We start from the raw sequence: 24,019 nt of genomic DNA, 5'->3' as shown, positions 1-24,019 counted from the left end.
CGGGCAGAGAACCACTGCGCCGTGGACCACTCCGGTGTGCCCGCGGCGCGTCAGTTCTTGCGGGCCAGGGTCAGTCCGTCGCCGATCGGGAGCAGCACCTGGGTGACGCGGTCGTCGGCGACCAGGTGGTCGTTGAAGTCGCGGATCCCCTGGACGGCCGCGGCCGTGACGCTGCGCTCCACCACGCGTCCGTGCGAGAGCGTGTTGTCGGCCAGCAGGAGGCCGCCCGCGCGCATCCGGGGGACCAGCTCCTCCCAGTAGTCGACGTAGCCGGTCTTGTCGGCGTCCACGAAGGCCAGGTCGAAGGCGGGCTCGCGGGGCAGCGCCCGCAGCGTGTCCAGGGCCGGACCGATCCTGAGCGTGATCTTGCCGTCCACACCCGCGCGCTTCCAGTAGCGGCGGGCGACCGAGGTCCACTCGTCGCTGACGTCGCAGGCGAGCAGGGTCCCGTCGGCGGGGATGCCGCGCGCCAGGCAGAGGGAGGAGTAGCCGGTGAAGGTACCGACCTCCACGACGTCGCGGGCCCCGGACGCCTGGGCCAGAAGTGTGGTGAAGACGCCCTGTTCGGGGCCGATCTGCATGCCCTTGTAGTCCGGGAAGAGCCGCTCGGTCTCCGCCACCAGGTCCGCGAGGACGTCGTCGACGGGCGTGGTGTGGGCGACGATGTAGGAGTGCAGTTCCGGGCTGAGGTTCTCCGAGGTTCGTGTCACGCGGACCAGCCTAGGACAGCGCCCCGGGCGATGCTCAGTATTCCGGGAGCAGGGTCGACCAGTCGAAGAGGTAGACGGAGAACAGTACGACGCCGATGGTCAGCAGCGGTGTGACCACCTTCTGCTCGACCGGGCCGTTGGTCTTGAAGCCCTTGTCCTGCCCGATCCGCTTCTTCCAGAAGGGCCAGAACATCGGCACGCCCATCTTGGTGATCATGTCGCCGAAGAAGTGCAGGATGACGCCGAAGGCCACCGCCAGGCCCAGCCAGGTGTAGTTGAGCTCGGCCGAGTACAGCGCGAGCGTGATCGCGCCCGTGGCCATGGCGTTGATGATGCCCGACGCCGCCTTGTTCTTGTCCAGGCCGAAGCCGAGCCCCTGGAGCGCGATGCCGATGAGCAGGAACACGAAGATCTGCACGGCCAGCTCCGACCACATGGCCAGCAGCGTCACCAGGGTGCCCATCAGCGCCGCGAAGAAGAACGAGTGCGTTCCCATGCGGTGGCCGCCGAAGGCCCAACCGAAGATGTCGCTGAGCACCTCGGTGACCTTGCCGTAGGTCCGGGTGATCGTGGCGCTCTTGTGGTCGAGGTCGGGCAGCAGGGCCGCCCCCGCGCACACGAGCGAGCCGGCGATGATCTCACCGGGTCCCAGGTCGAAACTGAGCGTGAGGAATTCCGTTCCCTGAACGAGCGGAACGACCGCCATCCAGCCGACCACGCCAGTGAGTGCGTGCGAGTGCCCCATCATGGCGGGAACCGTAGCGGAGTATCGCAACCGCCGCGAATCGGGGCGGGTTACGGACGGACACTTCGGACACTTCGCGCACACGAAACACTGCCGTCGCGGAGCGGGGACGCGAATGTGTTGCGATGTCACGGACCTGGCCGTAGGTCATTGACCTTAATCGCGTTCCATTGGTAAACAACCAACACCCCCGGGTGGCCCGCCACCAGCCCACGAACCTGACAGGGGCCGACCATGTCGATCCTCCCCGCCCGTCGCCCTTCACCGCACCCCGCCGACGGCGCCCGGCCGCGGCGGGCCCCTGTCGGCGCCCCCGCCCGCCGCGCGGCCGCCACGGGGGCCGCGCTGCTCCTGCTCGCCGGCACCGGTCCCGCCCCGGCCGCCGCCGACGGCGCCGGTGCCGACACCATGACGATCGCCGTCTCCCAGCAGGTCGACTCCTTCAACCCGTTCACCGCGCAGCTGGCCGTGACGACCAACATCCTGCGCCACGTCTACGACTCACTGGTGACGGTCGACCCCGAGAGCAACGAGCCCGCGCCGGCCCTGGCGGAGGAGTGGGAGTCCAGCGACGACGGCCTCACCTGGACCTTCCACCTGCGCGACGACGTCGCCTTCACCGACGGCGAGCCCCTCACCGCCGACGACGTCGTGTGGACGTTCACCACGATCATGGAGAACGAGGCGGCGGCGATCGCCTCGGGCAACTACGTCGCCGGGTTCGAGTCCGTGACCGCCGAGGACGACCACACCGTGGTCGTGCGACTCGACGAGCCCCAGGCCACCATGACCTCGCTCGACGTGCCCATCGTCCCCCGCCACGTCTGGGAGCCGGTCCTGGAGGAGGAGGGCGACGCCTTCGCGGAGTACTCCAACGAGGTCTTCCCGCTCGTCGGCAGCGGCCCCTTCGTCCTCACCGAGCACGAACGGGGCCGGCACATCACCCTGGAGGCCAACCCCGACCACTGGCGAGGCGCCCCCGGGCTGGACCGCGTCGTCCTGCGCTACTACTCCGAGAAGGACGCCGCCGTCGAGGCCCTGCGCAGCGGCGAGGTCTCCTTCGTCTACGAGCTCACCGACGCCCAGGCCACCTCCCTGGAGGGCACCGACGACATCGCGGTCAACATCGCCGAGGGCAAGCGGTTCCAGGCCTTCACGATCAACCCCGGGGCCGAGACCCAGGACGGCGAGGCGTTCGGCGACGGCCACCCCGCCCTGTCCGACCTCACCCTCCGCCAGGCCATCGTCATGGCGATCGACAACGAGGAGATCGTCGACAAGGCCCACAACGGGCAGGCCGTCGCCGCGGGCGGCTACATCCCGCCCCGTTACGAGGACTTCCACTGGTCGCCCGAGGGCGCCGAGGCGACGCTGGCCTTCGACCCTGGCGCGGCCAACGCGATGCTCGACGAGGCCGGCTACGAGCGCGGCGAGGACGGCGTGCGTGTCTCTCCCGAGGGCGACCGCCTGTCCCTGCGGCTGCACGCCCACGTCGACCGCCCCGACAACGTGCAGGCGGCCCTGGTCATGGTCGAGAGACTCGCCGACATCGGGATCGAGGTCGAGAACAACACCGTCGACCCCGGTGTGCTCAGCGACGCCCTGCACGAGGGCGAGTACGACCTGATCTTCACCGGCTGGACGGTCAACCCCGACCCCGACTACGTGTTCAGCATCCACACCTGCGGCGCGCTGCCCGTCGAGCCCGGCACGATGCAGGGCGACGCCTACTTCTGCGACGAGGAGTACGACGAGCTCTACGAGGCCCAGCTCGCGGAGTACGACCGCGGCGCCCGCGTCGAACTCGTGCACGAACTCCAGGAGGTCCTCTACACCGAGGCCGTCGTCAACGTCCTGGCCTATCCCAACATCCTGGAGGCCTACCGCACCGACCACGTCACCGGCCTCCAGGTCCAGCCCGACCCGGGCGGCAACATCTGGGGCCAGGACGGCTACTGGGCCTGGTGGTCGGCCGAGCCCGCCGCCCCGGGCGAGGCGGCGGCCTCGTCGGGGCCCTCCACGGGGGTCCTGTGGGCGGTCGGCGGCGGCGCGGCGCTCCTGGTACTCGTCGGTGCCCTGGTCCTCGTCGTGCGGCGCGCGACCGCGGGGGACCGCGAGTGACCGGCGCTCCCACCACGTCCGACCGGCCCGCCGGGCCCGGGGCGCCCGAGGCCCCCGCCCCGGCGGGACCCGCCGGGTCCGGGCGCCTCGCCCGCGCCCTGGTCTACGTGGCCGGGCGCCTGACGACCGCCGCCGTCTCCCTGGCGGCGGTCGTGGCCGCCGGGTTCTTCCTCTTCCGGATCCTGCCCGGCGACCCCGTGCGGGCGATGACCGAGGGACGCGAGGTCAGCGCGGAGCAGCGCGAGGAGCTGCGCCGTCAGTTCGGACTGGACCGGTCGCCGGCGGAGCAGTTCCTCGACTACGCCGCGGGCCTGCTGCGCCTGGACCTCGGCACGTCCTTCCAGTACCGCGAACCGGTGGCCGAGCTCATCCTCGACCGGCTGGGGCCCACCCTGCTGCTGGCGGGGACGGGCACGGTCGTCGCGGCCGCCCTGGGCCTGTTCCTGGGCGCGCGCGCCGGGTGGCGGCCCGGCGGGCGCGGCGACCGCGTCAACACGGCGGTGGCCCTGTTCTTCTGGTCGGTGCCCACGTTCTGGCTGGGCCTGCTGCTCATCGTGGTGCTGGCCTCGGGGCGGGGGTTCGTCCCCGACCTCTTCCCGACCGGCGGCATGGTCGACCCCGACGCCACCGGTCCGTGGGAGGTCGCGCTGAGCACGGCCCGGCACATGGTCCTGCCGGTGGCCACGATGGTCGCGGTGATCTACGCCCAGTACCTGATGATCATGCGGTCCTCCCTCATGGACGAGAAGGGGGCCGACTACCTCACGACCGCCCGGGCCAAGGGACTGCGCGACTCCCTCGTGCGACGCAGGCACGCCGTGCCCAACGCCCTGCTGCCCACGGTCACCCTCGTCTTCCTCAACCTCGGACAGGTGGTCTCCGGCGTGATCCTGGTGGAGACGGTGTTCTCCTGGCCCGGCCTGGGCCAGCTCTTCTACTCCGGGCTGCGCGTGCCCGACCTCGGTCTGGTCCAGGGGCTGTTCGTGGTGTTCGCGGCCTCGGTGATCCTGATGAACCTCCTGGCCGACCTGGTCTATCCGCTGCTCGACCCGCGGGTGCGGCCGTGAACGCGCCCGCCGCCGCGACCCTCTCCCCGCGGGTACTGGCCCGGCGCCGCCGCAGGCAGGCCCTGCGGCGCTTCGCCCGCGACTACGCCCGCCACCGCGCCGGACTCGTCGGGCTTGCCGCGCTGGTGTCCATCACCGTCCTCGCCCTGACCGCGCCCTTGTTCGTCGAGCCCGCGCACCTGACGATCACGGGGGCGCCGGGCGACCCCTACGAACCGCCCAGCCGGGCCTTCCCGCTGGGCACCGACAACTTCGGCCGCTCCGTGCTCGACCTGGTGGTGTGGGGCGCGCGGGTCTCGCTGACGGTGGGCTTCCTGGCCACGGCCGTGTCCGTCTCCCTGGGCACCCTGGTCGGCGTGACGGCCGGACACTTCGGCTCCTCCGGCGGGCTCGCCGGGCGGATCACGTCGTCGGTGCTCATGCGCGTCACCGACTGGTTCCTGGTGCTGCCCACCCTGGTCCTGGCGGTCGCCCTGGCGGCCGTCCTGCCCCGGGGCACCGGCACCATCATCGTGGCCATCGGCCTCACGGTCTGGCCGCCCACCGCCCGCCTGGTGCGGGCCCAGACCCTGGCCGTGGAGGCCAGGCCCTTCGTCGAGCGAGCCCGCGCGCTGGGCGGCGGCCACGTCCACGTGATGGCCTGGCACGTCCTGCCCAACGTGATGCCGGTCGTGCTGGCCCAGACGACCCTGCTCGTGGCCACGTCGATCATCGCCGAGTCCACGCTGGCGTTCCTGGGCATGGGCGACCCGGCGACGATCTCCTGGGGCGGTGTCCTGGAGGCCGCGCGCACCGCCGGGGCGGTCAGCGCGGGCATCTGGTGGTACATGGTGCCGCCGGGGCTGGCGATCGCCGTCGTGGCCCTGTCCTTCACCCTGTGCGGCCGCGCGCTGGAAGCCGTCCTCAACCCGCGGGAGGCACGTTGACCACGCTGCTCGACGTCCACGACCTGCACGTGACCTACCGCCCCGGCACGGGCGGCGTCCCCGCCGTCCGGGGCGTGGACGTGGCCGTGGGCGCGGGGGAGGTCCTGGGGCTGGCGGGGGAGTCGGGCAGCGGCAAGTCCACGGTCGCGCTGGCCCTGCTGCGCCTGCTGCCCGCCGGGACGGAGACCACCGGACGGATCCTCCTGGAGGGCGAGGACGTCCTGGCCATGCGCTGGGGGCGGCTGCGCGCGGTGCGGTGGGCCGGTGCCTCCCTGGTCTTCCAGGGCGCCATGCACTCGCTCAACCCGGTCCGGCGGATCGGCGACCAGATCGCCGAGCCCATGCTGCTGCACCGCACCGTGCCCTCCGCGCGGGTGCCCGCGCGCGTGGCCGAGCTCCTGGACCAGGTGGGCCTGCCGCCCTCGCGCGCCCGCGACCACCCCCACCAGCTCTCCGGCGGCCAGCGCCAGCGGGTGATGATCGCCATGGCGCTGGCGTGCGAGCCGCGCCTGGTCATCGCCGACGAGGCCACCACGGCCCTCGACGTGATGATCCAGGCGCAGATCCTGGCCCTGCTGCGCGGGCTGATCGCCGACCACGGGATCGGGATGCTCATGATCAGCCACGACCTGTCCGTCCTCGCCGACACCTGTGACCGGGTCGCCGTCATGTACGGGGGTCGGATCGTGGAGCGCGGGCCCGCCCGCGAGGTCGTCCACGCGCCGATCCACCCCTACGCGGACGCGCTCAGCGCCGCCTTCCCGCGGATCGGCGACCCGGCCTCGCGCCTGGCGCCGCGCGGGCTCCCCGGCGACCCGCCGGACCCGTCCGAGCCGACGCGCGGCTGCGTGTTCCGACCGCGCTGCGCCGTGGCCGAGGCGGTGTGCGCCACCGTCGACCCGCCGCTGTGGCCGGTGGACCCCGACACCGAGGGGCACTCCGACCGGCACGCGGCGTGTGTCCACGTCGGCCCCGCCCGTCGCCCACCACCGCCCCAGGGCCGCACGGCGGAGGGGGTGGGGCTTTCGCCCTCAACGGACGCCTCCGGCGCGGATTCGCCCGCCCGTCGCCAGAACGCGGAGGTCGACCGCCCGTGACCTCCACCGCCTCAGGAGAGGGCCCCGTGAGCACCACCGACGCCCCTGCCGCCGCCTCCGCCCCGACCGACGGGGCCGGAACCGCCGTGCCCGTGCTCAGCGCACGGCGCGTGGAGGTCGCCTTCTCCTCCGGGACCGGACTGGCCGGCGGCTCCGGCACCGCGCGCGCCGTCGACGGCGTGGACCTCGACGTGGGGGCCGGCGAGATCGTCGCCTTGGTGGGCGAGTCGGGCTGCGGCAAGACCACGCTCGCCCGGCTGCTGCTGGGCCTGGAACGGCCCACGGCCGGGCGGGTGCTCTTCGAGGGGGCCCCGCTGCGCTACCGCTCGCGTGACCTGCGCGCCTACCGGCGCCGGGTGCAACTGGTCCAGCAGGACCCCACCGGCTCGCTCAACCCCCGCCGCACCGTCTACGAGTCCGTGGCCGAAGGGCTGCGCGTCCACGAGGGCACCACGGCCGACGAGGCCGACCGGGTGGGGCGGGCGCTCTCGCGAGCGGGCCTGCGGCCGCCCGAGCGGTTCCTGTCCGCCTACCCGCACGAGCTGTCCGGCGGCCAGCGCCAGCGCGTGGTGATCGCGGGCGCGCTCGTCCTGGAGCCCGAGGTCCTGGTGGCCGACGAACCCGTCGCCTCCCTGGACGCGTCGGTGCGCGGCGAGATCCTGCGCCTGCTGCTGGACCTGCGCGCCGACTTGGGGCTGTCGGCCCTCGTCGCCACGCACGACCTGGGCCTGGCCTGGAACATCGCCGACCGGGTCGCCGTGATGTACCTGGGCCGGGTCGTGGAGACCGGCCCGGTGGAGGAGGTCCTGGCCGCGCCCGCCCACCCCTACACCCGCGCCCTGCTGTCGGTCCTGCCGGACTCGGGGAGCGCGCCCGTGGTCCTGTCCGGGGAGCCGCCGGACCCCAAGCACGTGCCGCGCGGGTGCCGGTTCCACCCGCGCTGCCCGGTCCTGGCCTCGGGCGAGGCCGAGCGCGCGGGCGTGGCCCACCGCTGCCGCACCGAGGACCCCGGCGTGCTGGAGGAGGGTTCCGGATCGGACGCGTCCGCGCGCCGGTCGGCCTGCCACTGGGTCGCGGCCGGCGGCGGTGGCCGGATCCGGCCACCGGACCACGAGGACCGGAAGCAATAGCCGCCGCGGCGTGTTGCCGCGACCATGTCACCTGAAAGAGATGTCCCCGCGCCCCCGGCCGGGCGGATCTTCACCGAGCGCGACTTCTGGTACGGAGGCGGCCTGGACCTGGACGCCTACCTCGATCGCGTGGACCTGCGCGGCGCGGACCTGCCCCCGACCCTGGACACCCTGCGGGCCGTGCACCGCGCGCACCTGGCGCACATCCCCTTCGAGAACCTCCAGCTCGTCCTGGACCGGCCGATCCTCCTGGACGTCCCCGCGCTCACCGACAAGATGGTGCACCACCGCCGGGGCGGCTACTGCTACGAACAGAACCTGCTGCTGGCCGCGGTCCTGGACCGCCTCGGGTTCGCCTTCACCGCCCTGGCGGCGCGGGTCGTGTTCGGCGCCGAGGGACACCCCCGCCCCACCACCCACGCCGCGCTGCTGGTGGAACTGGACGGCGGGCGGTGGATGGCCGACGTCGGCTTCGGCGGCGGCGGGCTGCTGGAGCCCTTCCCCTTCGTGGACGGCCACCAGGAGGTCCAGGGCGAGTGGGGGCTGCGACTGGACCGGGTCGAGGAGGTGGGGCCGGACGAGTGGCTGCTGCGGTCCTTCGACGGCCGGACGTGGAACGACCTGTACATGTTCACCACCGCCGCGATGCTGCCCCAGGACTACGCGATCTTCAGCCACTTCCTCACCAGCCACCCGCGCTCGCCGTTCCGGAACCGGCTCATGGCCCAGCGCATGGCGCCCGGCGAGCAGCAGCGGCTCATGGACACGACACTGACGACCACCCGCCCCGACGGCACCCACGAGGAGCGGGAGATCGCGATCGCGGACGTGCCCGACCTCCTGGACGAGGTCTTCGGCGTCGGGCTCACCGAGGAGGAGCGCGGCATCGTCGTCGACCGGCTGAAGGACTACGCTGACATGTGACGCAGATCACATACCCGACCGATGGGGTGCGCGCCCGACACGGAGTCCTGGAACCACCTGGAGTGTCGTGGCGCGCGCCCGGGGTCACGGGGGCGTGTCCTGACACGTCCCGTGATTTCCGGGAGATGTTCATGTTCGCCGCGACGAGCACATGGGCAGGACCCTTGAGGTGCCGCCCGGTTCCGCCGGGCGCCGTCGCCCAGGGAGCCGTCCATGACGTACCTGACCACCGAAGACGTACACGACTACATCCGCGGTGTCTGTTTCAAGACCGGACCCCCCGGAAAGGTCGGAGCCGAGACCGAGTGGCTCGTCTCCGACACCGTCCGGCCCACCGAACCCGTCACGATCGAACGCCTCGCGGCACTGCTGGAGGCCGGCGGCCCCCCGCCCGCGGGCAGCCGCATCACCTTCGAGCCCGGCGGCCAGCTCGAGCTCAGCTCGCCCGCCCTGCCGGGCCCGGCCCAGGCCCACCAGGCCCTGGCCGCCGACCTGGACCACATCGGCAAGGCCCTCGCGGACGCCGGCCTGTGCCTGGGGGAGACCGCGCTCGACCCGGTCCGCCCGCCCGTGCGCCAGCTCCGGGCGCCGCGCTACGACGCCATGGAGCGCTTCTTCGCCGGCCGCCGCCACCCGAGCGGCCACACCATGATGTGCGGCACCGCCTCGCTCCAGGTCTGCCTGGACACAGGCGCCGACGCCGACGACGGCCGCGACCGCTGGGAACTCGCCCACCGCCTCGGCCCGGTCCTGGTCGCCGCCTTCGCCAACTCCGCCGTCTGGCGCGGCCGCCCCACCGGCTGGAAGTCCACCCGCTGGGCGATCTGGGCCGCCACCGACGCCACCCGCACCCGGCCGGTCCTGGACCGCGACGGCCACCGCGACCCCGCCACCGCCTGGACGGAGTACGCCCTCGCCGCCACCGTCATGGCCGTTCCCGACCACGACGGCGGCCCCTGGCGCCCCGACCCGGGCGTCACGCTGGCCGAGTGGATCGCGGGCACCGGGCCGCGCCGCCCCGTCGCCGCCGACCTGGAGTTCCACCTCAGCACCCTCTTCCCGCCCGTGCGCCCCCGGGGCTGGTGGGAGCTGCGCATGATCGACGCGGTCCCCGTGCGCTGGTGGCCCGTCCCCATGGCCCTGGCCGCCGCGCTGGTCGACGACCCGCGGGCCCGCGCCGTGGCGGCCGAGGCCAGCGAGCGGCTGTGCCGCGGGCACGCCCCCGACCCGCGCCTGTGGCTCAGCTCCGCCCAGCGCGGACTGGAGGACCCGGCCGTGGCCGCGTGCGCCCGCGTGTGCTTCGACGCGGCCGTCGAGGCCCTGCCCCGCATGGGCGCCGCCCACCTGGCCGTCCTCGTCGACGCCTACGCCGACCGCTACGTCCGACAGGGCCTGAGCCCAGCCGACCCGCGGCCCGAGAGCCCCGTCCGGCGCTCCCCGTCCGCCGTCGTCCGGGCGGACGCGGGGGCCGACCGCAACTCCGAGCCCAGTGGAGGAGCACGGTGAACCACGACCAGGAGATCGCCAAGGAACGCATCGCCGCCGAACTGGACCGCAGCCGCGGGCGCAGCAACGCGCTCACCCTGCGGGCCCTGGACGACGAGGGCCTGCTCGCCCAGCACTCGCCGCTGATGTCGCCGCTGGTCTGGGACCTGGCGCACGTCGGCAACTACGAGGAGCAGTGGCTGCTGCGCGCCGCGGGGGGCCGCGAGGCGCTGCGCCCGGACATCGACGGGCTCTACGACGCCTTCGAGAACCCGCGCGCCGACCGGGTGACCCTGCCCCTGCTGCGCCCCGCCGAGGCGGAGGAGTACAACGCCCGGGTGCGCAAGGAGGTCCTGGACACCCTGGAGACCGCCGACATCGCCCCACGCGAGCCCGGGGCGCCCGGGGCAGGCCGCTCCCTGCTCGACGCCGGCTTCGTCTACCACATGGTCATCCAGCACGAGCACATGCACGACGAGACCATGCTCGCCACCCACCAGCTGCGCCGCGGTGCCCCCGTCCTGCTGGAGGACCCCGACGACGTGGCGCCGCTGCGCGTGCCCCGCCAGGACGAGGTGCTCGTCCCCGAGGGGCCCTTCACGATGGGGACCGACGACGACCCCTGGGCCTACGACAACGAGCGCCCCGCGCGCGTGGTCGACCTCGCCGCCTTCTGGATCGACACCCGGCCGGTCACCAACGCCGCCTACCAGGAGTTCGTCGAGGACGGCGGCTACCAGTCCCGGCGCTGGTGGACCAGGGACGGCTGGGAGTGGTGCAAGGGGCGCGACGCCGTGGCCCCCGCCTTCTGGCAGCGCGACGGCCACGCCTGGATCCGCCGCCGGTTCGGCCGCCAGGAGATCGTGCCCCCGGACGAGCCCGTCCAGCACGTGTCCTTCCACGAGGCCCGTGCCTACGCGACCTGGGCCGGCAAGCGGCTGCCCACCGAGGCCGAGTGGGAGAAGGCCGCCCGCTTCGACCCCGCCACCGGGCGTTCCCACCGCTACCCGTGGGGCGACGAGGAGCCCGAGCCCCGCCACGCCAACCTCGGGCAGCGCAGGCTCGGCCCCTCGCCGGCCGGGCGCCACCCCGACGGCGCCTCGCCGCTGGGCGTGCAGCAGCTCATCGGGGACGTGTGGGAGTGGACCTCCACCACGTTCACCGGTTACCCGGGGTTCGCCGCCTTCCCGTACCGCGAGTACTCCGAGGTGTTCTTCGACAGCGGGTACAAGGTGCTGCGCGGCGGTTCGTGGGCCACCCATCCCACCGCGGTGCGCTCCACGTTCCGCAACTGGGACCACCCGGTCCGGCGGCAGATCTTCAGCGGGTTCCGCTGCGCGCGCGACGCGGAACCCGTCTGATGTGCCGCCACCTCGCCTACCTGGGGCCGCCGCGGACCCTGCACGAGCTGCTGTACGCGGCGCCCCACTCGCTGCACGTCCAGTCCTGGGCGCCGCGCAGGCAGCGGTACGGGACCGTCAACGCCGACGGGTTCGGTGTCGGCTGGTACCCGGAACCGGTGCCCGGGGCCTCCGAGGCGTCCGGTGCGCCGCTGCGCTACCGGCGCGCCATGCCCATCTGGGGGGACGCGTCCTTCGCCGACGCCGCGCGCGCCATCACCTCCGGGTGCGTGGTGGCCGCGGTGCGCGACGCCACGATCGGGTTCGGCTCCGAGGAGTCGGGCGCCCAGCCCTTCCGCGCCGACCGGCTGCTGTTCAGCCACAACGGGGCGGCCAAGGACGACGAGGCGCTCGCCGCGGCGCTGTCCGCCCCGCCGCCGCCCGGCGCGCTGGACGCGCGGGCGCCGGTCGACTCCGCGCCCCTGTTCGCGCACACCGTGCGGCTCTGGCGGGCCTCCGGCGACCTGCCCGGAACCCTGGCCGCCGTGGTCCGCCACGCCCGGGAGCACTCCGAGGGCCGCTACAACCTGCTGGCCAGCGACGGCGAGGCCCTCGTCGCCACGGCCGCGGGGGACACCCTGTTCACACTGCGCGAGCCGCAGGGCGGGATCTTCGTGGCCTCGGAGCCCTTCGACGACGCCCCGGGCTGGCGCGAGGTCCCCGACGGATCCGTCGTCGTCGCGTCCGCGGACCGGACCGAGGTGTACCAGATCGCCGAGCGGTCACCCCAGTAGCCACGCCCCGCCACGGGGTAGACCAGTGAGGGACACAGGAGACACCATGTTCCGCATCGACCGAAACCTGACCGCCGACGACCTCGACAAGGCGCTGCGCAGCGACGTCGCGGCGGGTCTGACCGCACGGCCCAAACAGCTTCCGCCCAAGTGGTTCTACGACGAACGCGGCAGTGCCCTGTTCGAGGAGATCACCGCGCTGCCGGAGTACTACCCGACCCGCGCCGAGCGCGCGATCCTGGAGCTGCGGGCCGACGAGATCGCCGACGCCGCCGACGCCGAGGCGCTCATCGAGCTCGGATCCGGTTCTGGGATCAAGACCCGCCTGCTCCTGGACGCCATGCGCCGCCACGGCCGCCTCACCCGGTTCGTCCCCGTCGACGTCAGCGGCGACTTTCTCGCCGCCTCCGCCGCGCAACTGGCCGACGACTACCCCCGCGTCGACGTCCACGCCGTCGTCGGCGACTTCGAGCACCACCTCGGCCTGCTCCCCGTCGGCGAGAACGGCGGGCGCCAGCTCCTCGCCGTCCTGGGATCGACCATAGGCAACCAGGAACCCGGCCCCCGGGCCGCCTTCCTGCGCGACATCCGCGCGGCCCTGGCCACCGGCGACTCCCTCCTGCTCGGTGCCGACCTGGTCAAGGACCCCGACCGCCTGGTGGCCGCCTACGACGACGCCCAGGGCGTCACCGCCGCCTTCAACCGCAACGTGCTCAGCGTGATCAACCAGCGGCTGGGCGCCGACTTCGACCCCGCCGCCTTCGACCACGTCGCCCGCTGGGACGCCGGGTGCGAGTGGATCGAGATGCGCCTGCGCGCCCGCGGCGACCAGCACGTACGCGTCGCCGACCTCGGCCTGGAGGTCGGCTTCGCGGCGGGCGAGGAGATGCGCACCGAGATCTCCGCGAAGTTCCGCCGCGAGGGGCTCTCGGCGGAGCTCGGCGCGGCCGGCTTCGAGCTCACCCACTGGTGGACCGACCCCGCCGGCGACTTCGCGCTCACGCTCGCCACGGCCCGGTGAGCGCGCACGGGATCACAGGCCCATGGCCACGCCCAGGACCGAACCCACCACGTAGGTGACCAGCATCGCGAACGTACCGCCGATCACACACCGCACGGCGGCGCGCAGCGGCGCGGCTCCCCCGAGGCCCGCACTGACCGCCCCCAGCGCGGCCGTGGCCCCCAGCACCGCGCAGACCGTGACGGCCAGCCGCCACGAATCCGGACTCAGCAGCATCGCCGTCAGCGGTACCAGTGCACCCAGAACGAAGGAGAGGAGGCTGCTCAGGGCCGCCGGCCACGGGGTGACCCGGTAGCGGCCCAGCCCCAGCTCCATTTCCGTGTGGGCGCGCAGGGCGTCCCGGTCGGTGAGTTCGCGGGCGACTCGGCGCGACAGTGCCTCGCTCAGGCCGCGCTCGCGGTACAGCTGCGTGAGCTCGGCCAGCTCGCCCTCCGGATCCTCGTCCAGCTCGCGCTGCTCCCTGCGGATGGCCGCGCGCTCGGTGTCGCGCTGGGTGCTCACGGACACGTACTCGCCGGCCGCCATCGACAGCGCCCCCGCCAGGGTCCCCGCCACGCCCGCCACGAGCAGGGCGTTCCGGTGCGGCGTGGCACCCGCCACGCCCACCACCAGGGCCGCCGTCGACACGATGCCGTCGTTGGCCCCCAACACACCGGCGCGCAGGCTGTTGAGCAGGGCGCCCAGGTCCCGATGCCCGCCGTCGGCCCGGCCGTGCGGGACGCGTGACCATCTCATGCCCGTATCGTCCCACGTCGCCGACGCTTCCGGCGGGCCCGGCACGACGGAGGGCGCCTCCGGCTCCGGTACGCTCGTCCCGTGTTCAAGGTAGGAGTTTTCGGCGCCGATGGGCGCATGGGGTCAGAGGTCGTCAAGGCGGTTCGCGCCGCGGACGACATGGAACTCGTCGCGGGCGTGGACGCCGCCGACGACCGATCGGCCGTGCTGGGAGCCGACCACGTCGTCGACTTCACGCACCCGGACGTGGTGATGGACAACCTGGAGTGGCTCATCGGCCACGGGATCCACGCCGTCGTCGGCACGAGCGGTTTCGACGAGGCCAAGCTGGAGCGCGTGCGCGCCATGCAGGCGGCCAAGCCCGGGGCCAAGGTGCTCATCGCCCCGAACTTCGGCGTCGCCGCCGTGCTGATGATGCACTTCGCGCGCAAGGCCGCGCCGTACTTCGACTCCGCGGAGATCATCGAACTGCACCACCCGAACAAGGCCGACGCCCCCAGCGGGACCGCGTTCCACACCGCTGAGCTGGTCGCCGAGGCCCGCCGCGAGGCCGCGACCGCGGCCATGCCCGACGCCACCACCTCCGAGATCCCCGGCGCCCGCGGCGCCGACGTGGACGGCGTGCGCGTGCACTCGCTGCGCATCGCCGGACTGATCGCCCACCAGGAGGTCGTGTTCGGCACCGACGGCGAGACGCTCAAGATCCGGCACGACTCGATGAACCGCACGTCGTTCATGCCCGGTGTCCTGCTGGGCGTGCGCGGGGTCGCCGGCCTCCCCGACCCGCTCACCGTGGGCCTGGACGCCCTGCTCGACCTGTAGCACCGCCGTACGGCGACCAGGGGGCCTCCCACCGGGACGGCCCCCTTTCCCGTGCGCCCGCCGCCGGGGGGCTGCGGCGCGGCCGTGCGGCCGGTCCGGGGTCAGGAGCCCTCCTCGGTGTCCTCCAGCGGTTCCACGGGCATCTCGACGTCCTCGTCCGGGGCCTCCAGCCCCAGACGGGGCGCCTCCAGCTCCAGCACCGGCGCGGAGTCCACCGGGCGGTGGTCGTGGCGGGCCTCCATTACCCTCGCCTCGGTCCGCGCGGGCGCCGGCCCGGCCCACACCGGCGATCCGCCCACCTGGGCCAGCACCAGCGCGCAGGCGGCGGCCGCCGTCCCCGCCCTACTCAAGGGGGATCCCGGGGAAGGTCCCCACGAGGGGCAGGCGCACGTCCATCTCCTCCACGTCGCCGGTCCGCGGGGCGGCGAAGGTCGCGCTGAAGCGGACGGCGTCGCCGGGGGAGAGCACCAGCTCGCCGTCGTGCAGGTAGGAGCACACGCAGCGGTCCTCGGAGTCCCGCGCGGTGCGGTGGACCCGGGAATAGGCGGAGTCGACCAGCTCCGCTCCCGCCACGCTCCAGGTCCCGTCGTCCTCCTCGGTGAGGAAGTCGCGGATCGGCAGGTCGACCGTGTTCCCGGCGTTCTGCACCACGTAGTTGAGCTCGACGGTCTCGCCGCCCCGGGCCAGGGACTCCACGACCACGCGCGCGGGCGTGCCCTGCAGTCGGATCGTGCTCTCCGCCACACCAGGCCCGTCGGGCAGCGGGAGGACCTCCGTGGCGGTCGGGGGCGGCTCGCGCCCGGGGAAGGAGGAGCCCGCGTCCCCGGGGAGCGCGCCCTCGCCGTCGGCGCGCCGGCCCGCGTCCGGTTCGGGGCCGTCGGCCGGGTTGCCGCTCGAACAGCCCGCCAGGACCAGTGCCGTCAGCACGGCGGAGACGGCCGTGCCGGTTCCTCGGGAGGTCGTCATGTCCTCGAACGGTAGGCCGGGACGGTCTCCACGAGGTCTCGGGAGGGCGTCCGCGCTCTCACGAACGGTCGTCGGCCGTCACAGCCGTCCCACTCGACACACGGGCCGCACCGCCGGGCTCAGCCCAGGAGCAGGCCCACGGAGAACAGGGCGCCGAAGGCCAGCTGCAGCTTGCCGGTCTCGCCCAGGCCCAGGACCAGGTCGCGGCCGACCTGTCCGCCCAGCACCCGGCGGACCGGGGGCACGGCCAGCGGCACGGACAGCAGGACCAGCGGCGTCCACAAGAACACCGGGGTCAGGGCCAGCGCCACCGCGTAGGCCAGCACGAGGCCGGCCGCGAACAGGCGGCGGGTGCCCGCCTCGCCCAGCCGGACGGCCAGCGTGATCTTGCCGGTCTCGCGGTCGGTCGGGATGTCGCGCAGGTTGTTGATCACCAGCACCGAGCAGGAGAGCAGCCCCACCGGTACCGAGGCCACCCACGCCTGCCACGGCGCGGTCCCCAGCTGCACGAACACCGTGCCCACCACCGCGACCAGGCCGAAGAACACGAACACCGACACCTCGCCCAGGCCCCGGTACCCGTACGGCGTGCGCCCGCCGGTGTAGTACCAGGCCGCCGCGATCGCGGCGACGCCCACCAGCAGCAGCCACCACGAGGACGTGACCACCAGCACCAGGCCGACCACGCCCGCGAGGGCGAAGGAGCCCAGCGCGGCGGCGAGCACCTGCCGGGGCGGCGCAAGCCCCGTCGCGGTCAGCCGGACCGGACCGGTCCGCTCCGCGGTGTCGGTGCCCTTGACGCCGTCGCTGTAGTCGTTGGCGAAGTTCACGCCCACCTGGAGCGCCAGGGCGACCGCCATGGCCAGCAGGGCCTTCCACCACACGAACCCGTCCAGAGCGAAGGCGAGCGCGGAACCCACCGCCACCGGGACGATCGAATTCGGCAGTGTGCGGGGACGCACACCCGAGACCCATTCACCGACCGTGGCCACGCGACGGTCCTCTCACTCTCGACTACGGCGCACCTGGACGCACCGGACCCCCTCACGTTAGTGCCTGCTGTGTTCGCTTTGGGCCTCCTCTGCCGGGCGCCTTGAGTACGGGAACCTTCGGGTCCTGCGGTGTACCCCCTCGTTCCTCGGGGATCCACCTTCGGCCCCTCCAGAACCCCGTCGGCGCCCTCCGTGCGCTTCGGCCCCGGGCCACGGCGCCCGGGCGTACAGGGTCCGACCTACTGGGACACGGCCGCGTGCAGGCGCACCATCGGCAGGAGGCGCCCCATGTCGATCTCCCGGCGGGCGCCGTCCGGGCGCCACCCCGACGCCTCGAAGAAGGACCGCAGCGCGTTCTCCTCCTCGGGCACCCACACGTGCACCGTCGCGAACCCGGCCTCCACCAAGGTGTCCACGCACGCGTTCACCAGCCGGCTGCCGTGCCCCTGGCGGACCCGGTCCGGGTCCACGTGCAGGGCGAAGACCTCCGCGTCCTTGGCCGGCCACAGGTCGGAATCGCCCGCCGGACCGAAGGCGGCGAACCCCGTCACCACACGCGCCCCCGCCTGCTCGTCGGTGGCCACCACCAGGCGGTGTTTGGACGTGGGCGGCGACTCCAGGGCGGCGGTCCACTGGCTCCGGAACTGCTCCCTGGCCTCGTCCGCGCCCAGGTCCTCGACCACCTCGTCGGGCAGCAGTGTCCCGTACACCGCCCGCCACGAGGCCACCTGGAGGTCCACGACGGTGTTCACGTCGGCGGCGCGGGCTGGACGGACGAACTGGGATACTGACACGTTCTGCCTCCTCCGGGCACGCACCGCGGGCGCGTCCCGTGACAAGATCGTCTGGGTCGGAGTTCCCGGGCCTTGCGCGGGCATGGGAACATCTAGGTTGTGAGCCTCATTATCAGAGTTATCGTGAACGCGCTCGCCCTTTGGGCGGCTGTCTTCCTGATCGACGGGATCGACGTCACGACCCAGGACACGGCCGGGCAGATCATGGTCTACCTCGCCGTCGGTGTGATCTTCGGCGTGGTCAACGCGATCATCAAACCGATCGTCAAAGCGGTCGGGTGCCTGTTCTACGCGCTGACGCTCGGCCTCATCGGCCTGGTCGTGAACGCGTTGCTGCTCCTGCTCACGAACTGGATCGCGGGTCTGTTCGACCTGCCCTTCCACATCGAGGGATTCTGGCCCGCCTTCTGGGGCGCGCTGGTCATCTCCATCGTCAGCTGGATCTTCAGCATGTTCCTCCCGGACAAGAACGACGACTGACCGTCCCCGTTTCCACCGCTCCCTGACCCGCGCGGTCCCCGGGCCCGCGCGTGGCGGGGGCCCGGGGAGGGTAGGTTCACACCCCTGGGCCGTCCACCTCGACCAACGAGGACGGCGGCCCGCACCGGGCTCGGTCCCGAGCGCTCCGTCAGCCGGAGCACACCAGACTTTCCCGCGATCCGGGTACCCGCAGGTACGGCCGATCGCGGTGGCGGACACGCATTTCCGCCCACCCGTGCGCGGACACTCCCGCACGGGCGTCCACGTGAGGACACAGAACACGGAGAGGAGGAGGGGGCGTCCGAGGACCCGCCGCGTCCCGCGGCGCGGTCCCACGGCCTTTCACAAGCGATGACGAACATGACGAACCCCAAGAACCGCCCATTCGGCAAGATGCTGACCGCGATGGTCACTCCGATGCTGGAGGACGGTGAGATCGACTACGAGGGCGCGGGGAGACTGGCCGCCTACCTGGTCGACGAGCAGCACAACGACGGCCTCGTGATCAGCGGCACCACCGGTGAGTCGCCCACCACGAGCGACGACGAGAAGGACAACCTGCTCCGGGCGGTCCTGGAGGCGGTCGGCGACCGGGCCACCATCGTCGCCGGCGTCGGCACCAACGACACGCGGCACAGCATCAAGCTGGCCAAGGCCGCGGAGAAGGCGGGGGCGCACGGTCTGCTGGCCGTCACCCCGTACTACAACAAGCCGCCGCAGGAAGGCCTGATCAGGCACTTCACCACCATCGCGGACAGCACCGGCCTGCCGGTCATGCTCTACGACATCCCGCACCGCACCGGGACGCCGATCGCCTCCGAGACCCTGGTCCGGCTGGCCGAGCACCCGCGCATCGTGGCCAACAAGGACGCCAAGGACAACGTCGGCGCCAGCTCCTGGGTCATGGAGCGCACCGACCTGGCGTACTACTGCGGCACGGACATCCTGAACCTGCCGCTGCTCTCCGTGGGCGCGGCCGGGTTCGTCAGCGTCGTCGGCCACATCGTCGGCAGCGACCTGCGCGAGATGATCGACGTCTTCGAGGCGGGCGAGGTCAGCCAGGCGCTGGCCATCCACCGCCGTCTGACGCCCGTGTACACGGGCATGTTCCGGACCCAGGGCGTCATCACCACCAAGGCCGTCCTCAACCTGTTCGGCCTGCCCTCCGGCCCGGTCCGCACTCCGCTGGCCGACGCCTCCGCCGAGCTCCAGGCGCTGCTGCGCGAGGACCTCGCCGCGGCCGGGGTCAAGGGCCCCATCGGGCTCGCACCGCACCAGGCCGTCCCGGCCAGTGCCGTCCACGTCGAGCGTCTGGCGGAGGGATCCGTATGAGCCATCCCCACCCCGAACTCGGTCCGCCGCCGCCCCTGGGCAAGGGCGCGCTGCGCGTCGTCCCTCTGGGCGGTCTCGGCGAGATCGGCCGGAACATGACGGTCTTCGAATACGACGGCCGCCTGCTCGTCATCGACTGCGGCGTGCTCTTCCCCGAGGAGGAGCAGCCCGGCGTCGACCTGATCCTGCCGGACTTCGACTACATCCGTGACCGGCTCGACGACGTCGAGGCCGTCGTGCTCACCCACGGGCACGAGGACCACATCGGTGGCGTGCCGTTCCTGCTGCGCGAACGGCCCGACATCCCGATCGTCGGCTCCAAGCTCACGCTGGCCCTCATCACGGCCAAGCTCGGCGAGCACCGGATCAAGCCCGTGACGGTCCAGGTCGAGGAGGGCGAGCGCCACGAATTCGGCCCGTTCGACCTGGAGTTCTTCGCGGTCAACCACTCCATCCCGGACGCGCTGGCGATCGGTATGCGCACGCCCGCGGGCTCGCTGCTGCACACCGGCGACTTCAAGATGGACCAGCTGCCGCTGGACGGCCGCCTCACCGACCTGGGCGGCTTCGCCCGGTTCGGTGACGAGGGCGTGGACCTGCTGCTGTCGGACTCCACCAACGCCGAGCAGCCCGGCTTCGTGGTGAGCGAGCGCAACCTCAACGACGCCATCGACAAGGTCTTCCGGCAGTCGGAGAAGCGCGTCGTGGTGGCGTGCTTCGCCTCCCACGTGCACCGCGTGCAGCAGGTCATCGACGCGGCGGTCCGGCACGGCCGCAAGATCGCGTTCGTGGGCCGCTCCATGGTCCGCAACATGAACATCGCGCGCGACCTCGGGTACCTCAGCATCCCCGGCGACACCGTCATCGACGTCAAGCAGCTCGACAAGCTGCCGCCGGACGAGGTGCTCATGGTGTGCACCGGATCCCAGGGCGAGCCGATGGCCGCGCTCAGCCGGATGGCCAACCGGGACCACCAGATCAGGATCGAGGAGGGCGACACGATCCTGCTCGCCTCCTCGCTGATCCCCGGCAACGAGAACTCGGTCAACCGGGTGATCAACGGCCTGACCCGCTGGGGCGCCAACATCGTCCACAAGGGCAACGCGCTGGTGCACGTGTCCGGGCACGCCTCGGCCGGTGAGCTTCTGTACGTGCTCAACATGGTGCGTCCGCGCAACTTCCTGCCGGTGCACGGCGAGTGGCGGCACATGCGCGCCCACGCCGACCTGGCCAAGCTCAGCGGTGTGCCCGGCGACAGGATCGTCATCGCCGAGGACGGCGTCGTCGTCGACCTGTACAAGGGCCGGGCCAAGATCGTCGGTGCCGTCCAGGCCGGCTACGTGTACGTGGACGGCGCCTCGGTGGGCGACGTGACGGAGGCCTCGCTGAAGGACCGCCGCATCCTGGGCGAGGAGGGCTTCATCTCGGTCGTCGTGGCCGTGGACTCCAACACGGGCAAGATCCTGGGCGACCCGGAGATCCACACCCGGGGCGCGGGCATCGGCGCGACCGCCTACGACGACGTCATCGACAAGATCCAGGACTCCCTGGACAAGGCGGCGCGGGACGGGGTCAACGACCCCCACCAGCTGCGGCAGCTCATCCGCCGCAGCACCGGCCGGTGGGTGAACGACACCTACCGCCGCCGTCCCATGATCATCCCGGTCCTCGTCGAGGTCTGACCGGGAGACGGCACCACGGACCGCCCGGCCCGGGACGCGATCCCCGGCCGGGCGGACCCGGTTCCACATCCGCCCGGAGCGCGACACGCCGGGGCGGATGCGCGCGGCACGGCTGGACACCTGAGTAGGCTGCTCGCCGTGGCGGGCCGTCCTGCCCGGGCCCAGTGATCGTCAGTACGGTGGAGGTGACCCCCGATGCCCGCGCGTGCCTCCTCCGGCGGTTCCGGACGCAAGAAGCCCGCGTCGCGCAAACCCGCGGCGAAGAAGCGCATGCCCGACGGCCCGATCGCCTTCGCGGTGGCCATGTTCGGACAGTTCCTGCTGGTGCTGTGGAAACTGGTCGCGCACACCGTCGGCGGTGCCGCCCGCGCTGTCGGCCGCAGCGCCCGCGACCTCGATCCGGACCTGCGCCGGGACGGGGCGGGACTCATCCTGCTCGCGGCGGGCATCCTCGTCGCCGGAGCCGTGTGGTGGCAGAGCGAGGGCCCCCTGCTGGCCTACACCCGCCTGGCCGTCGCGGGCACCTTCGGTACCTTCTCGCCGATCCTGCCGCTGCTCTTCCTGCCCGTCGCGGTCAAGCTGATGCGCACCCCCGCCAGCGGCAGGGAGGGCGACGCCGGCCGGCTCTTCATCGGTTTCAGCTCGATCATGCTCGGCCTGCTCGGGCTCATCCACATCGGCCACGGCATCCCGCAGCCCTCGGAGGGGTTGGAGGCGCTGCAGAAGTCCGGCGGCCTCATCGGCTTCGTCGCCTCGGGCCCGCTCAGCGCCGTCATCACCCCCTGGCTCACCGGCCTGCTCCTGGTGCTGGTGCTGCTCTTCGGCATCCTCGTGGTCACCGCCACGCCCATCCGGCGCATCCCGGAACGCCTCCAGACCCTGTTCGGGGCGCTCCTGGAGCGCGACACCGGCCCCGACGCGGGGATCGGCATCCTGGGGGCGGACGCGGAGAAGAAAAAGAAGCCCGCCAAGCCCCGCCGCAAGGCGTCCAGGAGCGCCGAGGAGTCGGTGGCGGGCGACCACGAACGCCCCTACGACAGCCCCGTGCTGCCGGACGAGCCCGAACCGGTCGCCCCGCCCCTCACCGACGACGAGGAGGCCGCCGCGGCCTCCGCGCCGGCCAAGCGCGGGAAGGGCCGCGCCAAGGCCAAGGACCCGGCGCCCGACCCCACCCCCGCGCCCGGGGCCACGGAGCAGCTGTCCATCCCCTCCCGCGTGGTGGAGGGCGACTACGAGCTGCCCGTGGCGAGCATGCTCAAGCCGGGCAGCGCGGCCAAGCCGCGGACCAAGGCCAACGACGAGATGGTCGCGGCGCTCTCGGGGGTGCTCACCCAGTTCAAGCTCGACGCCGACGTCACCGGGTTCACACGCGGTCCCACCGTCACCCGCTACGAGATCGAACTGGGTCCGGCGGTCAAGGTGGAGAAGGTCACCGCGCTGGCCAAGAACATCTCCCTGGCGGTCAAGAGCGCCGACGTGCGCATCCTGTCCCCGATCCCGGGCAAGTCCGCGATCGGTGTGGAGATCCCCAACACCGACAAGGACATCGTCAGCCTGGGCGACGTGCTGCGCTCGCCGGCCGCCACCTCCGACGACCACCCGATGCTGGTGGGGCTGGGCAAGGACGTCGAGGGCTCCAACGTCGTGGCCAACCTCGCCAAGATGCCGCACGTGCTGGTGGCCGGCGCCACCGGTGCCGGTAAGTCCACCTGCATCAACGGTCTGATCACCTCGCTGATGATGCGGTCCACGCCCGACGAGGTGCGGATGATCCTGGTCGACCCCAAGCGGGTCGAGCTGACGATGTACGAGGGCATCCCGCACCTGATCACGCCCATCATCACCAACCCCAAGCGGGCCGCCGAGGCCCTGCAGTGGGTGGTGGGGGAGATGGACCGGCGCTACGACGACCTGGCCGCCTCCGGGTACCGGCACGTGGACGACTTCAACGCGGCCGTGCGCAAGGGCGAGCTCACCGCGCCGCCCGGCAGCGAGCGCGTGTACGAGCCCTACCCGTACCTGCTGGTGATCGTGGACGAGCTCGCCGACCTGATGATGGTCGCCCCGCGCGACGTCGAGGACGCGGTCGTGCGCATCACCCAGCTCGCCCGCGCGGCCGGCATCCACCTGGTCCTGGCCACGCAGCGGCCCAGCGTCGACGTGGTCACCGGCCTGATCAAGGCCAACGTCCCCTCCCGGCTGGCCTTCGCCACCTCCAGCCTCTCCGACAGCCGCGTCATCCTCGACCAGCCCGGCGCGGAGAAGCTGGTGGGCAAGGGCGACGCGCTGTTCCTGCCGATGGGCGCGGGCAAGCCCATCCGGCTGCAGAACGCCTGGGTGTCGGAGAAGGAGATCCGGGGGATCGTCGACCACTGCAAGAAGCAGTCGGAGCCGAGCTACCGCGAGGACGTCGCCGTCCCCGAGACCAAGAAGAAGGAGATCGACGAGGACATCGGCGACGATCTCGACCTGCTGCTCCAGGCCGTCGAGCTGGTGGTCACCACCCAGTTCGGCTCCACGTCGATGCTCCAGCGCAAGCTGCGCGTGGGCTTCGCCAAGGCGGGCCGCCTGATGGACCTCATGGAGAGCCGCGACGTCGTCGGCCCCAGCGAGGGGTCCAAGGCCCGCGACGTGCTCGTCACGCCCGACGAGCTGCCCGGGGTGCTCGCCGACATCCGGGGCTGAGCCCCTTGCGGCCTCGCAGGCTCGGCCGGGGCCACGGGCGCGGAGAACAGGGTTCTCCGTCGTCACCTCGCCCTGCTCCTTCGTCGCGGCGGCAACGTCTCCTCCTGCGGAACGCTGTGCGCCCTCCGCAAACCCCCAGCGCGGTGCCGTCGAGGGGACGGTCCGCCGTGC

General features: G+C 72.7%; 22 protein-coding genes. 15 read left to right on the top strand and 7 right to left on the bottom strand.

What is annotated here, in order from left to right; translation table 11 throughout:
* Positions 1-50: 50 nt before the first annotated feature.
* Positions 51-710, bottom strand: a complete 660-nt coding sequence (locus tag HNR10_RS07420; RefSeq protein ID WP_179821925.1) for an O-methyltransferase — start codon at positions 708-710, stop codon at positions 51-53.
* Between the two features lie 34 nt (positions 711-744).
* Positions 745-1,458: a metal-dependent hydrolase gene (locus HNR10_RS07415; RefSeq protein WP_179821924.1), complete on the bottom strand. Its 714-nt coding sequence runs from the start codon at positions 1,456-1,458 to the stop codon at positions 745-747.
* Positions 1,459-1,689: 231 nt separating this feature from the next.
* Here HNR10_RS07415 and HNR10_RS07410 point away from each other — a divergent pair, with 231 nt between their 5' ends.
* The 10 genes from HNR10_RS07410 to egtD all read left to right on the top strand — a co-directional run bounded on the left by HNR10_RS07410 (position 1,690) and on the right by egtD (position 13,360).
* Positions 1,690-3,576, top strand: coding sequence for an ABC transporter substrate-binding protein (locus tag HNR10_RS07410; RefSeq protein WP_179821922.1), 1,887 nt, complete (start codon positions 1,690-1,692; stop codon positions 3,574-3,576).
* Positions 3,573-4,643 (top strand): ABC transporter permease, encoded by a 1,071-nt coding sequence (locus HNR10_RS07405; RefSeq protein ID WP_179821920.1) that lies wholly within the window; start codon positions 3,573-3,575, stop codon positions 4,641-4,643. The genes HNR10_RS07410 and HNR10_RS07405 overlap by 4 nt, the downstream gene beginning before the upstream one ends.
* Positions 4,640-5,569, top strand: a complete 930-nt coding sequence (locus HNR10_RS07400; RefSeq protein WP_179821919.1) for an ABC transporter permease — start codon at positions 4,640-4,642, stop codon at positions 5,567-5,569. Before HNR10_RS07405 ends, HNR10_RS07400 begins: the two co-directional genes overlap by 4 nt.
* Positions 5,566-6,666 carry an ABC transporter ATP-binding protein gene (locus tag HNR10_RS07395; protein ID WP_179821917.1) on the top strand — a complete coding sequence of 367 codons (1,101 nt, stop codon included), beginning with the start codon at positions 5,566-5,568 and terminating at the stop codon, positions 6,664-6,666. Before HNR10_RS07400 ends, HNR10_RS07395 begins: the two co-directional genes overlap by 4 nt.
* Positions 6,667-6,692: 26 nt before the next feature.
* The gene (locus tag HNR10_RS07390; RefSeq protein ID WP_179821916.1) at positions 6,693-7,796 is read left to right on the top strand and encodes an ABC transporter ATP-binding protein; all 1,104 of its coding nucleotides are present in this window, start codon (positions 6,693-6,695) and stop codon (positions 7,794-7,796) included.
* A 24-nt stretch (positions 7,797-7,820) separates the two neighbouring features.
* The gene (locus HNR10_RS07385; RefSeq protein WP_179821914.1) at positions 7,821-8,720 is read left to right on the top strand and encodes an arylamine N-acetyltransferase family protein; all 900 of its coding nucleotides are present in this window, start codon (positions 7,821-7,823) and stop codon (positions 8,718-8,720) included.
* Between the two features lie 213 nt (positions 8,721-8,933).
* Positions 8,934-10,226: an ergothioneine biosynthesis glutamate--cysteine ligase EgtA gene (gene egtA, locus HNR10_RS07380; protein ID WP_179821913.1), complete on the top strand. Its 1,293-nt coding sequence runs from the start codon at positions 8,934-8,936 to the stop codon at positions 10,224-10,226.
* Positions 10,223-11,566: an ergothioneine biosynthesis protein EgtB gene (gene egtB / locus HNR10_RS07375; RefSeq protein ID WP_179821911.1), complete on the top strand. Its 1,344-nt coding sequence runs from the start codon at positions 10,223-10,225 to the stop codon at positions 11,564-11,566. The genes egtA and egtB overlap by 4 nt, the downstream gene beginning before the upstream one ends.
* Positions 11,566-12,339: an ergothioneine biosynthesis protein EgtC gene (egtC, locus tag HNR10_RS07370; protein WP_179821909.1), complete on the top strand. Its 774-nt coding sequence runs from the start codon at positions 11,566-11,568 to the stop codon at positions 12,337-12,339. The genes egtB and egtC overlap by 1 nt, the downstream gene beginning before the upstream one ends.
* Positions 12,340-12,385: 46 nt before the next feature.
* Positions 12,386-13,360: an L-histidine N(alpha)-methyltransferase gene (egtD, locus tag HNR10_RS07365; protein ID WP_179821907.1), complete on the top strand. Its 975-nt coding sequence runs from the start codon at positions 12,386-12,388 to the stop codon at positions 13,358-13,360.
* Positions 13,361-13,372: 12 nt separating this feature from the next.
* Here the strand turns inward: egtD and HNR10_RS07360 are convergent, their stop codons facing one another.
* Positions 13,373-14,095: a VIT1/CCC1 transporter family protein gene (locus HNR10_RS07360; protein WP_179821906.1), complete on the bottom strand. Its 723-nt coding sequence runs from the start codon at positions 14,093-14,095 to the stop codon at positions 13,373-13,375.
* 81 nt (positions 14,096-14,176) lie between these two features.
* Between HNR10_RS07360 and dapB the strand changes: the two genes are divergently transcribed.
* Positions 14,177-14,917, top strand: a complete 741-nt coding sequence (dapB, locus tag HNR10_RS07355; RefSeq protein ID WP_179821904.1) for a 4-hydroxy-tetrahydrodipicolinate reductase — start codon at positions 14,177-14,179, stop codon at positions 14,915-14,917.
* Between the two features lie 101 nt (positions 14,918-15,018).
* On the opposite strand, the gene HNR10_RS07350 is transcribed toward dapB, so the two are convergent.
* The 4 genes from HNR10_RS07350 to HNR10_RS07335 form a co-directional block, all read right to left on the bottom strand.
* Complete coding sequence (locus HNR10_RS07350) at positions 15,019-15,267, bottom strand: hypothetical protein (RefSeq protein WP_179821903.1); 249 nt, start codon at positions 15,265-15,267, stop codon at positions 15,019-15,021.
* The gene (locus tag HNR10_RS07345; protein WP_179821901.1) at positions 15,260-15,883 is read right to left on the bottom strand and encodes a hypothetical protein; all 624 of its coding nucleotides are present in this window, start codon (positions 15,881-15,883) and stop codon (positions 15,260-15,262) included. The genes HNR10_RS07350 and HNR10_RS07345 overlap by 8 nt, the downstream gene beginning before the upstream one ends.
* A 119-nt stretch (positions 15,884-16,002) precedes the next feature.
* Positions 16,003-16,875 (bottom strand): 1,4-dihydroxy-2-naphthoate polyprenyltransferase, encoded by an 873-nt coding sequence (locus HNR10_RS07340; RefSeq protein WP_179821900.1) that lies wholly within the window; start codon positions 16,873-16,875, stop codon positions 16,003-16,005.
* A gap of 239 nt (positions 16,876-17,114) precedes the next feature.
* Positions 17,115-17,669 (bottom strand): GNAT family N-acetyltransferase, encoded by a 555-nt coding sequence (locus HNR10_RS07335; protein WP_179821898.1) that lies wholly within the window; start codon positions 17,667-17,669, stop codon positions 17,115-17,117.
* A gap of 99 nt (positions 17,670-17,768) precedes the next feature.
* Here HNR10_RS07335 and HNR10_RS07330 point away from each other — a divergent pair, with 99 nt between their 5' ends.
* The 4 genes from HNR10_RS07330 (at position 17,769) to HNR10_RS07315 (ending at position 23,848) form a co-directional block, all read left to right on the top strand.
* Positions 17,769-18,149: a phage holin family protein gene (locus HNR10_RS07330; RefSeq protein WP_179821896.1), complete on the top strand. Its 381-nt coding sequence runs from the start codon at positions 17,769-17,771 to the stop codon at positions 18,147-18,149.
* A 360-nt stretch (positions 18,150-18,509) separates the two neighbouring features.
* Positions 18,510-19,481, top strand: coding sequence for a 4-hydroxy-tetrahydrodipicolinate synthase (gene dapA, locus HNR10_RS07325; protein ID WP_179821894.1), 972 nt, complete (start codon positions 18,510-18,512; stop codon positions 19,479-19,481).
* A complete protein-coding gene (locus tag HNR10_RS07320) occupies positions 19,478-21,163 on the top strand; it encodes a ribonuclease J (protein WP_179821878.1) in 1,686 nt (561 codons plus the stop codon). Before dapA ends, HNR10_RS07320 begins: the two co-directional genes overlap by 4 nt.
* Positions 21,164-21,358: 195 nt before the next feature.
* The gene (locus HNR10_RS07315; protein WP_179821876.1) at positions 21,359-23,848 is read left to right on the top strand and encodes a DNA translocase FtsK; all 2,490 of its coding nucleotides are present in this window, start codon (positions 21,359-21,361) and stop codon (positions 23,846-23,848) included.
* The last annotated feature ends 171 nt before the right edge of the window (positions 23,849-24,019 follow it).

Source organism: Nocardiopsis aegyptia (assembly GCF_013410755.1).
GTDB lineage: Bacteria > Actinomycetota > Actinomycetes > Streptosporangiales > Streptosporangiaceae > Nocardiopsis > Nocardiopsis aegyptia.
The sequence above is the reverse complement of the archived record's forward strand: the minus strand, read 5'-3'. Positions and strand labels throughout refer to the sequence as shown.